At 73.8% G+C, this 14,894-nt stretch carries 13 protein-coding genes and 2 pseudogenes; 9 read left to right on the forward strand and 6 right to left on the reverse strand.

What is annotated here, in order from left to right:
• Nucleotides 1-271 precede the first annotated feature (271 nt).
• On the forward strand, nucleotides 272-790 hold the full coding sequence (locus tag ABZX40_RS41135) for a hypothetical protein (RefSeq protein WP_355751205.1): 519 nt from the start codon (nucleotides 272-274) through the stop codon (nucleotides 788-790).
• Nucleotides 791-1,355: 565 nt separating this feature from the next.
• On the opposite strand, the gene ABZX40_RS41140 is transcribed toward ABZX40_RS41135, so the two are convergent.
• The 5 genes from ABZX40_RS41140 to ABZX40_RS41160 form a co-directional block, all read right to left on the reverse strand.
• Nucleotides 1,356-1,487 carry a hypothetical protein gene (locus ABZX40_RS41140; protein ID WP_355751202.1) on the reverse strand — a complete coding sequence of 44 codons (132 nt, stop codon included), beginning with the start codon at nucleotides 1,485-1,487 and terminating at the stop codon, nucleotides 1,356-1,358.
• Between the two features lie 191 nt (nucleotides 1,488-1,678).
• On the reverse strand, nucleotides 1,679-1,870 hold the full coding sequence (locus ABZX40_RS41145) for a hypothetical protein (RefSeq protein ID WP_355751199.1): 192 nt from the start codon (nucleotides 1,868-1,870) through the stop codon (nucleotides 1,679-1,681).
• 216 nt (nucleotides 1,871-2,086) lie between these two features.
• Nucleotides 2,087-5,110 carry a BTAD domain-containing putative transcriptional regulator gene (locus tag ABZX40_RS41150; RefSeq protein WP_355751196.1) on the reverse strand — a complete coding sequence of 1,008 codons (3,024 nt, stop codon included), beginning with the start codon at nucleotides 5,108-5,110 and terminating at the stop codon, nucleotides 2,087-2,089.
• Nucleotides 5,111-5,385: 275 nt separating this feature from the next.
• Nucleotides 5,386-5,928, reverse strand: a complete 543-nt coding sequence (locus tag ABZX40_RS41155; RefSeq protein ID WP_355751193.1) for a DUF6415 family natural product biosynthesis protein — start codon at nucleotides 5,926-5,928, stop codon at nucleotides 5,386-5,388.
• Between the two features lie 130 nt (nucleotides 5,929-6,058).
• Entirely contained in the window at nucleotides 6,059-7,297 is a 1,239-nt protein-coding gene (locus ABZX40_RS41160) for a helix-turn-helix domain-containing protein (RefSeq protein WP_355751190.1), read from the reverse strand.
• A gap of 226 nt (nucleotides 7,298-7,523) precedes the next feature.
• On the opposite strand from ABZX40_RS41160, the gene ABZX40_RS41165 reads away from it, so the two are divergent.
• From ABZX40_RS41165 to ABZX40_RS41200, 8 genes and pseudogenes are all read left to right on the forward strand, one after another.
• Nucleotides 7,524-8,321: a methyltransferase domain-containing protein gene (locus ABZX40_RS41165; RefSeq protein WP_355751187.1), complete on the forward strand. Its 798-nt coding sequence runs from the start codon at nucleotides 7,524-7,526 to the stop codon at nucleotides 8,319-8,321.
• A 211-nt stretch (nucleotides 8,322-8,532) separates the two neighbouring features.
• Nucleotides 8,533-8,958 (forward strand): pyridoxamine 5'-phosphate oxidase family protein, encoded by a 426-nt coding sequence (locus tag ABZX40_RS41170; protein ID WP_355751184.1) that lies wholly within the window; start codon nucleotides 8,533-8,535, stop codon nucleotides 8,956-8,958.
• A 51-nt stretch (nucleotides 8,959-9,009) separates the two neighbouring features.
• A complete protein-coding gene (locus ABZX40_RS41175) occupies nucleotides 9,010-9,741 on the forward strand; it encodes a pyridoxal 5'-phosphate synthase (RefSeq protein ID WP_355751182.1) in 732 nt (243 codons plus the stop codon).
• A 249-nt stretch (nucleotides 9,742-9,990) separates the two neighbouring features.
• Entirely contained in the window at nucleotides 9,991-11,406 is a 1,416-nt protein-coding gene (locus ABZX40_RS41180) for an NAD(P)/FAD-dependent oxidoreductase (protein WP_355751179.1), read from the forward strand.
• 3 nt (nucleotides 11,407-11,409) lie between these two features.
• A pseudogene (locus ABZX40_RS41185) lies at nucleotides 11,410-11,523 on the forward strand (enoyl-CoA hydratase/isomerase family protein); the annotation flags it as partial.
• Between the two features lie 164 nt (nucleotides 11,524-11,687).
• Nucleotides 11,688-12,758, forward strand: coding sequence for an NADP-dependent oxidoreductase (locus tag ABZX40_RS41190; protein WP_355751176.1), 1,071 nt, complete (start codon nucleotides 11,688-11,690; stop codon nucleotides 12,756-12,758).
• Between the two features lie 102 nt (nucleotides 12,759-12,860).
• Nucleotides 12,861-13,325, forward strand: coding sequence for a MerR family transcriptional regulator (locus ABZX40_RS41195; protein ID WP_355751173.1), 465 nt, complete (start codon nucleotides 12,861-12,863; stop codon nucleotides 13,323-13,325).
• A 109-nt stretch (nucleotides 13,326-13,434) separates the two neighbouring features.
• Nucleotides 13,435-13,644: pseudogene (locus ABZX40_RS41200) on the forward strand (flavin reductase); the annotation flags it as partial.
• 84 nt (nucleotides 13,645-13,728) lie between these two features.
• On the opposite strand, the gene ABZX40_RS41205 reads toward ABZX40_RS41200, so the two are convergent.
• Nucleotides 13,729-14,742, reverse strand: coding sequence for a questin oxidase family protein (locus tag ABZX40_RS41205; protein ID WP_355751171.1), 1,014 nt, complete (start codon nucleotides 14,740-14,742; stop codon nucleotides 13,729-13,731).
• Between the last annotated feature and the right edge of the window lie 152 nt (nucleotides 14,743-14,894).

Consider the following 14,894-nt stretch of genomic DNA (forward strand, 5'->3'; position numbering starts at 1 on the left):
CCCGCTACGACAAGACCGCCGAGTCCTACCAGGCAGCCGTCACCCTCGCATCGCTCCTGATGTGGGCGTGACAATTGAAGACAACTCCTAGGACGACGGCCGTCGCGCCGGACGTGGAGGGCGACGGCCGTCGCGCCGGACGTGGAAGGGGTGCCGGGGACGACGACCGCCCGTGCGGGACCGGTGTCTTCACCCGCCCGCAGGGCAGACGCTACGCCCCGTTCGGGCGACCCGCATGTGGGGCGGGCCGGTACTGACTACGCTTGGCCGCATGTATGTACGGGGGCATGTACTCAAACTGACCGCGGTGTCGGCACTCGTGATGCTCACACTGACGGGATTCTCCACCACGGGCGGCAAGTCCAAGAGCGGCGGCAGCAAGAGCAGTGGTGGGGGTGGGGGCGGTTGCAGCAGTTCGAAGCAGGACCATGACTCGTCGTCCTCGTCGGGCGGCTACAACACCCGGCCCACCAACGCGGCTCCCACACCCACGGCCACCGGGAGCAGCGCGGCACCGCTGAAGGACGGGGTGGCGCGGGTGGTGAGCTGCGCGAGCGCGAAGCAGCCGTACGCGGTGGTCGAGGTCCGCAATCCCAATCGCTCCTCGGCCGACTTCACCGTCGGCGTCGAGTTCCGGGAGGCGAGCGGCTGGAACCTCGATGTCGGCACCGACACGATCCGTGTCCCCGGCCGACAGACCAAGACCGTTCAGCTGCCGCTGGACAGCACCCATCTGACGACGCTCGACCGCTGTGTCCTCACGCAGGACCGGCCCGACGCAGTCGCCTGACGCCCCGCGTCGGCCACTTCACCGCACCCTGAACCCCCCGGACCGCCGCCCCGCGAACAGCTGCGCCTGTCGGTCGGCCGGGAGGTTCCCCGGCGCGATCAGCTGCGGCGCCTGCGCGCACCCGCGGGCGGCCCGGCGCCGCCTCCATCGCCGCCCGCAGCGCCCGCCCGTACGGTCCCCTGCACGCCCGGCGGACCCCGATCCGTTCGATGGAAGGCGCCCGCAGGCCATCCCGCGCACCGCCGCGATCACCGGCCGGCTTCCAGAGGCCGTTGGCCTCGGGGCCGACGGTGAGCAGCGGGTCGTCCGGCATGAACGGCGAGGCGGGCCACGGGACTTGAGGGTCGTCGCGGTCGAGGCCGCGGAACACGAGCGGGAAGGTGCTGAAGGGCGAGCTGCGGGGGTGAGGCGAGCGGCGGGCGGCCTCTACCGGGATCCACCGGCACTCCCCCAGGCCGTGGCGACCGGCTCCTACCAGGATCCCCGGCACTCCCCCGGGCGGCGGCTTTCCGACCCCTGCCGGGATCCCCCGGCGCCCGCCCAGGCCGCGGCGACGTCCGACCCCCTACCGGGATCCCCCCACACTCCCCCGGGGCGGTGCGGGCATGCTGTTGTCCGCCGAGGCCGGGGCCGCCGCGGCGGCCGAGATCCCCAGGACGAGCACCAGGGCGGCGAGGAACTTCTTGGTCCGGCTCACTGCGACTCCTCGTTGACATACGGCCGTGCGGACCGCGTCACGCTAACTGCGGGCGGTCACCGGTCGCGCTGTGCGCGCGGGATCCCGCCAGGAAATGGCCGGGGGCGGGGTCTTGACGCACCCCGGCCGCGGCGGCGCCCCCTCCCTGCCGCCGCGGCCGTCCCCATCCGGGTGGTGGTGGTCGTGGTCGTCTACTTGCCGTCGCGGGTCAGGTCGAGGGCCGGCGGGGCCGGCATCTGGTTGTCCTTGGTGACCATGGGCTCGTCGCCCTTGGGCGGCGACGGCATCTGGTTGTCCTTGGTGACGATCAGCTCGTCCGCCGCGGGCGGTACCGGGACCTGGCTGTCCAGCGGCGTGGTGGGTGTGGCCTGCTGCTCGCTCATGGGTTGTACTCCTCTTCAGGAACGAGGGTGTTGTGACGAACGTCCGCCCGGCAATTCCCCCGAAGGACCGCCGGACGGACGCCCGGAGCCGCACACTACCCACGCAGCTCCCCGTCGGATCGTCGTCCCCCGATGCGACGACCTGACGAGAATGAGCATGTCGGGCCGGGATAAACGAACGCTGAACGCCCTTCAGGTGGACGATGTACGGCCTGGTCAGGCCGCCGCGGCCGGGGTCAGCAGGGCGCGCACCTGGTCGGCCTCGACGGCGCCGTTCTCCTCGAACAGCCGCAGTGCCTCGCGCCAGCAGACCTTGGCGCGGTCCACCTCGCCGAGCGATTCCAGGGCCCGCCCCAGCAGGGTGAGGACATTGCCCCGCATGCGGTCGCCGCCGATGCAGCCGATGGCCAGGGACTGTTCGGCGTGCTGGGCGGCGGGGGCCGGGCGGCGGGCGGCGAGGTGCGCCTCGGCGATCCGGAAGTGGGTGGTGCCCTCCCACAGCCGCTGGCGGTGGTGGACGAAGACGGTCAGGGCGTCGCCGAACTGGCCGAGCGCGTCCGCCGGGCGGCCCGCCTTGGTGAGCGCCATGCCCAGGGCGTAGTGCCCGTTGGCGAGCCGCATGGTCCGGCCCAGCTCGGACAGCAGGGCCAGCCCGTACTGGGCGATCTCCACGGCCTTGCTGATGTCCCCCATGGACAGATGGGCGCGGGACAGGTTGAACAGGGTCGTGGCCTCCCCGGCGCGGTTCCCGGCCGTGCTGTAGCCGCGGATGGCCTGCTCGAAGAAGATCTCGCCGTCCCGGTACCGGTGCTGGTGCAGGGCGATCAGGCCCCGGTCGTTGGCCGCCCAGCTGCCCGCCGCGAGATCCTCGGCCTGGGCCGCGCGCTCCATGGCGAGCCGGGCCTCCTCCCCGGCCTGCTGGATCCGGCCGGAGACGAGCAGCGCGTTGGTGAGCGTGGTGCGGGCGCGGCCCTCGGCACGGATGTCACCGGCCGCCCGCGCCGCCTCGCACGCGGCCACCGCCGTCGCCTCGTACTGACGGGCGTTGGCGCCCGACTCGGTCAGGTCCTTGGCCGCCCACAGCAGATCGACCGCGCGGCGCAGCCGGTCGGTGACGACCGACTGCCGGACGCAGGCCAGCAGGCATTCGCCCTCGGCGTAGAGCCAGTCCAGGGCGGCGCCCCCGGACGCGAAGCGCAGGCCCTGGTGCTCGGTGGGTTCGAGGTGGTCGACCAGCAGGTCCCCGGGTCGCTCGATCGCGTACACCCCCGCCGCCGTCGCCAGATAGAAGTCCAGCACCCGCGACATCGCCGCCGCCCGCTCACTGGGCGGCTGTTCGTCGCGTTCCGCGCAGGCGCGGGCGTACAGGCGGACGAGGTCGTGGAAGCGGTAGCGTCCCGGCGCCGCCGACTCCAGCAGGGAGGTGTCCACCAGGGACTCCAGCAGGTCCTCGGTGTCCTGGGCGGGCAGGTCGAGGACGGCCGCCGCGGCGGCCAGGGAGATGTCGGGGCCGTCGGCGAGGCCCAGCAGGCGGAACGCGCGGGCCTGGGCGGGCTCCAGCTGGCCGTAGCCGAGTTCGAAGGTGGCCTTCACCGCCAGATCGCCGGCCTGGAGTTCGTCCAGCCTGCGCCGCTCGTCGGCGAGCTTGGCCGCCAGCACCGACACCGTCCAGGTGCGCCGGGCGGCCAGCCGGGACGCGGCGATCCGGATCGCCAGCGGCAGGAACCCGCACGCGGCGACCACATCGAGCGCCGCCTCCCGCTCCGAGCGCACCCGCTCCGCCCCGACGATCTTCGTGAACAGGGCCAGCGCCTCGTCCGGGGACATCACATCCAGGTCGACCAGATGCGCGCCCGCGAGATCCACCATCCGGATCCGGGAGGTGACCAGCGCCGCACAGCCCTCCGTGCCCGGCAGCAGCGGTCTGACCTGGGCCGCGTCCCGGGCGTTGTCCAGCAGGACCAGCACCCGGCGGCCGTCCAGCAGGGACCGGTAGAGCGCCGCCCGCTCCGGAAGGGTGTCCGGTATCGCGGCGTCCGCCTGGCCGAGCGCCCGCAGGAACGCGCCGAGCACCGCCTCCGGTTCGGCGGGGCGCGGGCCGGTGCCCTGGAGGTCGATGTAGAGCTGGCCGTCCGGGAAGGCGGCGCGGGAGCGGTGGGCCACATGCACCGCGAGGGTGGTCTTGCCGACGCCGCCGATCCCGGCGACCGCGGAGAGCGCCATCACCCGGCCCTCCGCCGAGCCGAGCACCTCGCTCAGTTCCTGGACGAACCCGGTCCGCCCGGTGAAGTCCGGGACCGTCGCCGGGAGCTGTGCCGGGCGCACCGCCGCCACCGCGGGCCGTACCGCCGGGGCGGACGGCTCGGCCAGCGCCGGGTCGGCGCGCAGGATCCGCTCCTGGAGCTCCGCGAGGCCGGCCCGGGGGTCGACGCCGAGTTCCTCGCGCAGCAGCCGCCGGGTGTCGGCGTACACGGCGAGCGCCTCGGCCTGGCGTCCGCTGCGGTAGAGGGCCAGCATCAGCAGTTCGCGCAGCCGCTCGCGCAGGGGGTGGGCGGCGGTCAGCGCGGTCAGTTCGGAGACCGCCTCGGCGTGGCAGCCCTGTTCCAGGTCCATGTCGAGGCGGGATTCGAGGAGTTGCAGCCGCCACTCCTCCAGGCGGACCCGCTGGGCGTCGGCGTAGGGGCCCGGCACCCCGGCCAGCGGCTCGCCGTCCCACAGGGCGAGGGCCCGGCCCAGCACCTCCCGGGCATGGCACAGGTCGCCGGAGCCGCGTGCCTTCTCGGCCTCGGCCGCCAGATCCTGGGCGACGGCCAGATCGAGGGTGCCCCCGCCGGCCGCCCGGATCGCGTAGCCGCCGGACTCGCTGACCAGCGCGCCCGGATCGAGGACCTTGCGCAGCCGCGAGGCGTACGTCCGGAGCGCGGCCAGCGCCTGCGACGGCGGCTCCTCACCCCACAGCGCGTCGATCAGCTCGGCGGCGGTCGCGGTGCGGCCCTCGCGCAGCAGCAGCGCGGCCAGGAGCGCCCGCTGCTGCGGGGAGCCGGTGGGCAGGGGTTCCCCGCCGCGCCACGCCCGCACCGGACCGAGCACCCCGAAACGCAGGCCCGGCTCCCGCCCCTGGTCTCCCGAGCCTCCCGGGTCCCCCGAGCCGCCGGGGTGCGCGTCCGCGCGTCCGCCGGATCCCGCTCCGCCCGCGTCCGGACGCCGCTGTGCCGGCACCCGCGGCGGTACCCCGTCCATCGCCCGTCCCCCTAGACATCCTGAACACCCATGTCAGTTTGCCTTGCGCGGGGCGCATGCGTCAGCTCTGCGAGACGGCGCTCACAACCCGGCACGCGGTACGTCACAGATCCCTCACATCCCCTTCGCCCCTTTGCACCCGTTTCCGGGCCCGCCCCCCATAGACATGATCCCGAACACCTGCTCCAGATACACCCAGCGGCATGGGCATATCTGACAGTCCGTCAGTTCGGCGGCCTCGCCGGGACCGGTAGGCGGTGGTTTGGGGTGAGGGGTTAGAGGCGTGCGGGTGGGTGGGCGGTTGTGGGTGTGGTGAGGGTGTCGTAGTGGTCGCAGAGGGCTAGGACGGAGCGGGCCAGGCGTTGGGCGCGGGCGGTTGCTTTGGGGGGTGTGGGGTGTTCGGGTTCGGCCAGCCGTTGGCGGGCGGTGGTGATGCTGGTGAGGGCGAGGGTGGCGGGGATGTCGTCGGGTGGGAAGGAGAGGGCGAGGTGTTCGGTGGGTGGGATGAGGGCGGTGAGGTAGGTGTGGAAGTCACGTGCGAAGCGTTGGGTGGTGGCGGTGCGGGGGAGGGCGGTGCGGTCGAGGAGCCAGGAGGCGTAGGCGCGCATGATGGCGGTGGAGGAGGGGAGGGGGGAGGGGTCAGTGGCGGGGTGGCGGTGGAGGGGGCAGGCGCAGGGGGCGAGTTGGGGGCCGCGTACGTCGGGCGGGGGTTCGTAGCCGTAGGGGACGATCACGGTGGTCGTGGGGGTGGTGGCGGTGCCGTCGCGGGTGACGGTGTAGACCTCGATGGTCATTTTGGCGCCGGGGGTGTTCGTCATGTCGACGGTCCCTTGCTGCTGTGGGGGCGTTGGCCGGGCTCCGGGCCCCGGGCCGCGGGAAGCGGCGTCGCCGGAGCGCTGTCCCGTAAGGGAAGCGTTGTGCCACGCAGAGTGACAGGGACGTGGCGTCCTAGTTTCGTGACGCTGGGTGCTGCTGCGTGTCGAGCCCCAGGAACTCCGCCAACGCCCGCAGCCCCGGCGGATGGTTGGGCAGCGCCCACAGGTCGCGGACGATGGCCACGGCGAGGGTGTGGTGCCGCATCCACGTCGGGGCGGCCCGGCGGAGCGATTCGAGCGCCTTCACCGCACCCGGCGCGTCGCCGAGGTCGGTGTGGGCGCGGGCCACGTCGAGCAGGAGCCAGGTTCGCCAGGACGGCGGGACGTCCTTGTCCAGCCGCATGCCCTTCGCCAGGTCCAGGGCGTCCTGCGGGTGCCCGTACTGAACGGCCAGCCGGACGCGCTCGATACGCACCGACGACGGGCTGAACACACTGACCATGCGCTGGTCGCCGCCCCGCGGCAGCCCGGCCACCCGGGCGGCCTCGGTCTCGGCGTGCGCCATCAGCGCGGAGGCCCGGTCGTAGTCGTTGCCGCGCGCGGCGGACGTGGCGGCGGACATGGTGAGCGCGCCCCAGACCTTGAGGCCGTCGGCGGTGGTGGTGTGCCCGCCGTCCCTGATGCCGTCGGCGGCGTGCAGGGCGATGCTCAGGGCGTCGTCGAGGCGCCCCTGCCGCTGATAGGTCCAGGCGACGGAGTTGACGATCATCGGGGTCAGCAGGGGGTCGGCGGCGCGGCCGGCGGCCTCTGTCGCCCGCTCCAGGCTGATGAGCGCGAGATCGGTCTTGCCCATCCGCACGGCGACATGACCGGCCAGTTGCAGGGCCTTGCCGAGTGCCGCCCATCCGGCCGCCCTGTCGTCGCCGCCCGGCGAGGCGGCGGCCGTGCGGGCGTCCGCGATCAGGTCCGGCAGCGCCTTCATCACGGTGTCGAACTCGGCGGAGTGGTACTGCGTCCAGCCGTCCGCGATCCGCTCGCGCAGGGCGTCCGGCGAGAAACCGGGCCCCGGCGGCTGCGGCTCCGGTCCCCAGAGCACCGGCATGATGGCCCGCCGCACGGCCACGAAGCGCGGGCCGTCGTTCTCCCCGGTGGAGTTGAGGGCGGGCGGGTCGCCCAGGAGCGTCGTCAGCTCCACGCCGAGACCGTTCGCCAGCGCGTGCAGGGTGGGCAGCCGGGCCGAGTGCTTACGGCCCTGTTCGAGCTGACGGATCACATCGACGGACACCTCGGACCGCTCGGCCAGTTCCTCCTGCGTGAGGGAGGCCAGCCGGCGCAGGCGTCGGAGGGTTCGTCCCAGGTCTTCGGTCGCCACGGTGTCACGGTACGCCGCCGGGGGCCGCTCCTGACCGGGGTCTCGTCGGGCGTCGCCGGGGGCGGCGATCACCGGGGCCGCGTCCGGCGTCGCCGGAGTTCGGCGATCAGCGAGGCCGCGTCCAGCGTCGCCGAAGTTCGGGCCCGGGTGCGAGTACGAGCACGCCCACCCCGCCCGAAAACGGCCACAATGCCCTCATGACGAGCCCTCAGCTGGATCAGCGGACGTGAGGTTCTACGCCGAAACCGTCGACGAGGCCGACCGCCTGACCACCACCGCCGACGGTCGGCTCGAACTCGTCCGCACCCAGGAACTGCTGCGCCGGTACCTGCCCCCACCGCCCGCCACCGTCCTCGACGTCGGCGGTGGTCCCGGCGTCCATGCCCGCTGGCTGGTCGCGGACGGCTACCGGGTGCACCTGGTCGACCCCATCGTCCGGCACATCCACCAGGCCGAGCGGACCGGCGCCACCGTCGAGATCGGCGACGCCCGCCGACTCACCGCCCCCGACGCCGCCTATGACGTCGTACTCCTGCTCGGCCCCCTCTACCACCTGGTCGAACGCGCCGACCGCGATCAGGCCCTCGCCGAGGCCCACCGCGTCCTCAGACCCGGCGGGCTGCTGGCGGCGGCGGGCATCAACCGCTACGCGAGCCTGTTCGAACACGCCGCGTTCGCGCATCTGCACCGGGACGGCATGCGGGAGAGCATCCGCGGCATCCTCGCCACGCAGGTCCACGACGGGAAGCGCGCCTTCACCTCCGCCTGCTTCCACAGCGGCCCCCAACTGCGCGACGAGGTCGCCGACGCCGGTTTCGAGGGGGCCGAGGTGTTCGGGATCGAAGGCCCCGCCTGGTCCCTCCTCGCCGCCGCCGAACGCACCGGCGGCGGCGACCTCCGCGACACCCCGCTCTTCGAATCCGCGCTCACCGCCGCCCGCCTGGCCGAGCCCTACCCGGAACTGCTGGCGGCCAGCTCCCACCTGCTCGCCGTCGGCCGTCGTCACCCGACCGGTCCACACTGACGGGCCCCGGACGAAACACATGGCGGACGTCCACTGTTGTGCAGGGCGGGACATTGCCGAGCAATGAACGCCAACGAACGGCGATGACCAGCACCGAACGGGCAGTGAACGGCAATGAATGCCGTTGAACTGCAATGACCAGCAATTAACCGGCGATTGACCGGCAACGACGACCAATGACGAGCGCTGAGCCGTTGGAGGCGATCCGCACATGGCCCTGAGCCACGAAGAGCGTGAACAGTTCCTCGCAGAACCCCATGTCGCCGCGCTGGCGGTCGACGCGGGCACGGGCCGCGCCCCGCTCACCGTACCGATCTGGTACAGCTACACGCCCGGCGGCGACGCCTGGGTCCTGACCGGCCTGAACTCCCGCAAACACCAGCTGATCAAGGCCGCCGGACGCTTCACGCTGCTGGTCGACCGGGTGGACCCCACGGTCCGCTATGTCTCCGTCGAGGGCCCGGTCGTGGAGGAGACCCCGGCCACGATCGAACAGCTCCGGGAGGTGTCGGCCCGCTACCTCCCGCCGGAGAAGGTGGAGGAGTACGTCGACTTCTCATGGAAGAACCACGGGGAGATGGTCGTACTGAGGCTGCGCCCGGAACGGTGGGTGTCGTCGGACCTCGGGTCGCTGTAGACCGCGGGCCGATCAGGGGGGAGCGGGTGCCGACGGCGCCATACTCCCCCCATGCGACCGCACGATCTCCCCGATCTCCCCGATCCCCTCAACCCCTCCGCTCTCCATGACCTCTCCGACCCCCACGAACTGCTGAAATCCCTGCGGGTCTGGGACCCCGAGCGCACCACGCTCCCCCCGTTCACCCCCGACACCGCCCCCGCGACCCCGCTCCCCCTCTTCACGGCCTGGCTGGCGGAGGCCGTGGCGGCGGGGCAGCCGGAGCCGCACACCCTGTCCCTGGCCACGGCGGACACCGACGGTCACCCGGATGTCCGGACCGTCATGCTGCACGGCGCGGACGCGGACGGCTGGTCCTTCGCGACCCACGCCACCAGCCGCAAGGGCCGTCAGCTCGCCGCGACCCCGTACGCCGCCCTCGGTTTCTACTGGTCCGCGCTGGGCCGCCAGGTGCGGGTGCGGGGCTCGGTGGAACGCGCCCCGGCGGAGCAGAGCCAGGCGGATCTGCACGCGCGGTCGACCGGCGCGCTGGCGGCGGCGCTGACGGGCGGGCAGAGCGAGGTCCTCGGGTCGCTGGAGGAACTGGCCCGGCGCTCGGCGGAGTCGTGGGAGCGGGCGCGGACCACGCCGGACGCGCCCGCGCCGAGCTGGACCCTCTACCGGCTCCGGCCGGACGAGGTGGAGTTCTTCCAGGGGGACGCGGACCGCCGCCACGTCCGCCTCCGGTACCGGAGGGAGCGGGACGAGGGAGAGGGCTGGAGCAGGGAGTTGCTGTGGCCGTAGGGATTGGGTCCGGGGAGGACGGCACCGACCCGGGGACGCCAGGGAGTCGAGCCCTGTCTGATGGTCCGTCAATTGAGTGCCTGCGCAGGCCGACCGCAAGGTTGTCAGCATCACCCCCCGCCCTTCACCGGCATTTCCGGACAACAAACCAGCAGCACTCCCCCACAAACCACCCATCCGTGACCAACCCGCAATCAATTCCGGTCTTGACCGAGACCAATCAACCCCTGGGGTGATTACGCTCCGACCATGGCCGACCCCACACCGCCCCCGACCGCCACTCCCACCCCGGCACCACCCACCGGACCGGAGACGGACCTGACCCCGCCCCCGCCCCAGAACGGGCCCCGGGACCGGAAGCAGGACCCGGCGCAGGACCGGACAGAGGACCGGGAGCAGGACAGCGGGCAGGACAACGAGGGCACACGGGACGCCAGCACCACCGAATCCACCAAGAACGCACCCAAGCCCAGGCGCAAACCCACCCCCACCCCTACCCCCCACCCGATCTACATCATCGGCGGCGGCCCCGCCGGACTGGCCGCCGCCCACGCACTGCGCTCCCGGGGACTGCGGGCCGTCGTGCTGGAGCGTGCCGACCGGGTCGGCGCCTCCTGGCGTGCCCACTACGACCGCCTGCGTCTGCACACCACCCGCCGCCTCTCCGCCCTCCCGGGGCTGCCGATGCCCCGCCGGTTCGGCCGCTGGGTCTCGCGCGACAACGTCGTGCGCTACCTGGAGAAGTACGCCGAGCACCACGAACTGGAGATCGTCACCGGCGTAGAGGTCTCCCGCGTCGAACCCGCCCCCGACGGCACCGGCTGGCTGCTGCGCGCCACCGGCGGGCGTGAACTGACCGGCGCCGCCGTCATCGTCGCCACCGGCGTCAACCACACCCCCCGCCTCCCCGACTGGCCCGGCCGCGACTCCTTCACCGGCGATCTGCTGCACGCCGCCGCCTACCGCGCCCCCGCCCCCTACGCCGGGCACGACGTCCTCGTCGTCGGGGCAGGCAACACCGGCGCCGAGATCGCCGTCGACCTGGTGGAGGGCGGCGCCGCCCGGGTCCGGCTCGCGGTGCGCACCGCGCCGCACATCGTCCGCCGCTCCACCGTCGGCTGGGCCGCCCAGTACACCGGCGTCCTGGTCCGGCGGCTGCCCGTCGGCCTGGTCGACCGGCTCGCCCGCCCCCTCGCCAAGGTCACCGTCCCCGACCTCACCGCCCAGGGTCTGCCCCGCCCCGCCACCGGCCTCTACAGCCGGGTGCGCGAGGGCGCGATCCCGGTGCAGGACGTCGGCCTCATCGACGCCGTCCGCACGGGCAAGGTGGAGGTGGTCGCCGCCGTGACGGGGTTCGACGGCGCGGAGGTCCTGCTCGCCGACGGCGGCCGGATCACCCCGGACAGCGTCGTCGCCGCCACCGGCTACACCCGCGCGCTGGAGGGGCTGGTCGGCCATCTGGACGTCCTGGACGACCGGGGCAGACCCGTCGCCCACGGCTCCCGCACCCCCGCCAACGCCCCCGGTCTCCACTTCACCGGCTTCACCCACCCCATCAGCGGCACCCTCCGCGAAGTCGCCCTCGACGCCGAGCGGATCGCCCGGTCGATCGCCCGGTCGGCCGCCACGGAGAAGGGGCTCCGGGTGTCCCGAGTGGTGGGGTAGCGCGGCGCCCACCTCGCTCTCGCCTGCGATCCGGTTCCGGCCGCCGAATCGGCCCGTTCCATCGAGGTGTTCGTCCGCCCGGGGCTGGTCCCCGACGACGACGGCGCCCATCTCCTCTTCCCCTCCCCCCGGCCCATCACCCACCGCCCACCACCTGCGGACTTGACCCTGACGCGCGGGGAAGGGTCTAGCGTCGGCCCGTTCCAGACGCAGCCCTTCGCATCCCCTCCCTTCCCTTCCCCTCCCCTCCCCTTGATTCCCCCCTCCGCAGGAGTCCGCCCATGACCGCGCACCCGTCCCGCACCGGCCGCGAGGTTCGGCTCGCCACCGTGCCCGCCGGACTGCCCGAGCCGACCGATCTCACCGTCACCGAGGCCCCCCTGCCCGCACCCGCCCCGGGCCAGGTCCTCGTACGCAACCACCAGTTCCTGGTGTTCGGTGGTCTGCGCACCCTGCTGGGCGGGGTCGCGAAAGACACCCCCGTACCCACGCTGCGGCCCGGCGACACGCTCTTCGGACCGGCGCTCGGCGAGGTGGCCGAGGCGCCCGAGGGAAGTGCGCTGCGCCCCGGCACCCTGGTCTCCCACCCACTGGGCTGGCGCGAGTACGCCGTCGTACCGGAGGCGGACTGCGTGACCGTCGACCCGGCGCATCCCGACCCGGTGGCCGGGCTCGCCTCCGGGTCGGCCGCCTATGGGGCGCTGACCCGGTTGGCGCAGGTCCGCGAGGGTGATGTCGTCCTGGTCACCGGGGCGGCGGGCGGGGTGGGGTCGCTGGCGGGGCAGATCGCCCGGCTGCTGGGCGCCGCGCGGGTGATCGGCACCACCGGTTCGCCGGACAAGGCCCGGCGGCTGACCGAGGAGCTGGGCTACGACGCCGTCGTGACCGCCGGTTCCTGGCGCGGGACGGCGGCCGGCGAGGAACCCGGCTCCTTCGCCGCGCGTCTGGCCGAGGCCGCCCCGGACGGCATCGACGTCCTGCTCGACAACGTGGGCGGCGCCCAGCTGACCGCGGCGGTGACGGCGGCTCGGCGGGGCGCCCGGTTCGCGCTGGTGGGGGCCCTGTCGGGGCAGTTGGCGGCGGACGGTTCGGGGGCCGCGGGGCCGTCCGAGATCGACGCGTTCCAGCTGATCGTGAAGGGGATGACGGTCCGGGGATACACCGGTGTCGACCACCCGGAGGTGGAGGCGGAGTGGGCCGGGCGGCTGGCGGAATGGCTGCGTTCCGGCCGGATCCGGGTGCCCTTGACCCGGATTCCGGGCATCGACCAGGCCCCGCGCGCGTTGCGGGAGATGATCGACGGACGGCATTTCGGGACGGTCGTCGTGGAGCTGCCGAAGTCGTCCCCCTGACGCCGGGCTGACGTCCCTGATGATGTGACCGGGCGGCCCGCCGCCGGGGTGGGGGGCCCGGTGGTCGGCAGGGCGGCCGTGGTCATGGAGGAGGGATCACCCATGCGGATCGGCGACGCGGCGGCGGCCGTCGGAGCGACGCCCAGGGCGCTGCGGTTCTACGAGCAGCGCGGCCTGCTGCCGCCACCGCGCCGCACGAATTCCGGGCAGCGGCACTACGGACCCGACGAACTCGCCCTGCTGCGGGTCATCCGGGATCTGCTGGCCCATGGGCTCACCGTCGAGGACGTCCGCGCCCTCGCCGACCGGCTTCCGCTGCTGGCGGCCGACCCACCGGTGCGCTGCGTCCCGGCGCCGCCGGACACACCGGCCCGGCGGACCGAGGCCAGCCTGGTGGTGCGGCGCCGACTGGCCGCGCTGAACGCCGAGATCGAACGCCTCACCCGCGTACGGGACGCCTTGCTGGCGAGCTGCGCGCTGCCCCCGCAGGACGAGGGCACACCGGCCGACGGCACACCGGCCGGCGACTCACCGGCCGACGGACCGCCCGCCCCGGAACCGGGATGAGGGGCGACCAGAGAGACACCGCCACACCGCCACCACACTTCCCATCTGATGAGCCATTCAGAAATGGCCGCAGCGAGCGGTGCGGTATCCCAACACACCCTCCGCGCGCGTGGAGCCGCTTCCGCCACCCGCGCGCGTGGCACCGCTTCCGCCGCCACCACCCGCGCCGCGGTGCGTCCGTGACGACGAGCGCCCGCCCGTCGACCGGGCCGGGTTCCGGCGGGTGCTGGGGAACTTCGCGACCGGCGTGACCGTTGTCACCTCACCCGCCGCCGAAGGCGAGTCCGCCCCCACCGGGTTCGCCTGCCAGTGCTTCAGCCGCGGTGCCGGAGGCGGAGCCGCCGCTGTTCCACCGGGGCCGGTTCCGCTAGGCCCGCCCCGCCGACCCCGACTCACCAGGCCATCAGCCCTCCAGCGGCACGCTCATCTCCACCGACCGCAGCGCCGCCGTCAGCGCGCGTTCGTCGCCCACGTCCAGGGCGGTGTCCGTCAGCTTGATGACATGTTCGTCGCCGTGCGCGAGGGCCCGCTCGAAGACCTCCTCGGCGGTGAAGGTGCCGGGCGGGGTCCAGTCGACCGGCGCGGCGGGGCCGTACATCGCCGTGACCGCCGCCGAGGCCGTCCAGGCGGCCCGCAGGCTCGGCACCCACAGGGCGCGGGGCAGCGCGGGCAGGGTGCGCAGTACGGCGTTGGGGGCGGTGGCCGCGTGGACCAGCATCGTCGGCTCACCGTGGCCATGGGTGGCGTACCGGTGGGTGGCCGCCCGGACCAGTTCGGTCAGCCGGAGCCGGGCCTCGTCCGGGTCCGTCACGCCGACCGCCCAGCCGGGCACCCCGGCGACCCGGCCCAGCCGTTCGTCGAACCCGCCGCGCTGCACCCCGATCGGCCGTACGGCGTCCAGCGCGGCCAGGGCGCTCGCGCCGCCCGGCAGCGGGGCGAGGCCCTCCACGGGGTGGTGGCGGGCGGCCCAGTAGGCGAGGGCGTGGGCGAGTTCGGCTCGGCGGGGCGCGGTGTCCTCGGTGGTGAGCAGGGTGCGGACGGCGTGGCCGACCCGGATCACCGGGTGGGTGGCGCCGCCGTACAGACCGGGCAGCAGCCGGGGCCACCAGGTGACGAGTACCTCGCGCCAGGGCCGGTCGGCGAGTTCCCGGTCGAAGTGGGCGATCCAGTCGGCGGCGCGGCGGATGTCGCCCAGCGCGGTGCGCCAGTTGGCGCCGGTGACCGGCTCCACGCGCGCGGGAAGGTCCTCCAGCTTGTCGGCGTAGCGGTCGAGCCAGCGGTGGACCGCGCCCGCCCGCCCGTGCGCGGCGAGGGCCTCCACGGCCATCGGCGCGTGGTTGCTGAGCCAGCCGAGCCGCTCCGGACCGGTGCGGTGCCGCCGTTGCAGTGCCTCGTCGAGAATCCCGGTCGTGTCCATGCTGGCGACGGTAGGCGGCCGGGCCGGACGGCGTAACGGGCTGCGGCCCTAGGCCGGGTCCTAGGAGTTGTCTTCAATTGTCACGCCCACATCAGGAGCGATGCGAGGGTGACGGCTGCCTGGTAGGACTCGGCGGTCTTGTCGTAGCGGGT

Origin of the sequence: Streptomyces sp. NPDC004610, assembly GCF_040609715.1 — a bacterium.
Lineage (GTDB): Bacteria > Actinomycetota > Actinomycetes > Streptomycetales > Streptomycetaceae > Streptomyces.

Coding starts and splice junctions, on each gene's coding strand:
- ABZX40_RS41135 (WP_355751205.1), top strand. CDS start 272: ATGTATGTACGGGGGCATGTACTCAAACTGACCGCGGTGTCGGCACTC.
- ABZX40_RS41145 (WP_355751199.1), bottom strand. CDS start 1,870: ATGAGCGAGCAGCAGGCCACACCCACCACGCCGCTGGACAGCCAGGTC.
- ABZX40_RS41150 (WP_355751196.1), bottom strand. CDS start 5,110: ATGGACGGGGTACCGCCGCGGGTGCCGGCACAGCGGCGTCCGGACGCG.
- ABZX40_RS41155 (WP_355751193.1), bottom strand. CDS start 5,928: ATGACGAACACCCCCGGCGCCAAAATGACCATCGAGGTCTACACCGTC.
- ABZX40_RS41170 (WP_355751184.1), top strand. CDS start 8,533: ATGGCCCTGAGCCACGAAGAGCGTGAACAGTTCCTCGCAGAACCCCAT.
- ABZX40_RS41175 (WP_355751182.1), top strand. CDS start 9,010: ATGCGACCGCACGATCTCCCCGATCTCCCCGATCCCCTCAACCCCTCC.
- ABZX40_RS41180 (WP_355751179.1), top strand. CDS start 9,991: ATGGCCGACCCCACACCGCCCCCGACCGCCACTCCCACCCCGGCACCA.
- ABZX40_RS41190 (WP_355751176.1), top strand. CDS start 11,688: ATGACCGCGCACCCGTCCCGCACCGGCCGCGAGGTTCGGCTCGCCACC.
- ABZX40_RS41195 (WP_355751173.1), top strand. CDS start 12,861: ATGCGGATCGGCGACGCGGCGGCGGCCGTCGGAGCGACGCCCAGGGCG.
- ABZX40_RS41205 (WP_355751171.1), bottom strand. CDS start 14,742: ATGGACACGACCGGGATTCTCGACGAGGCACTGCAACGGCGGCACCGC.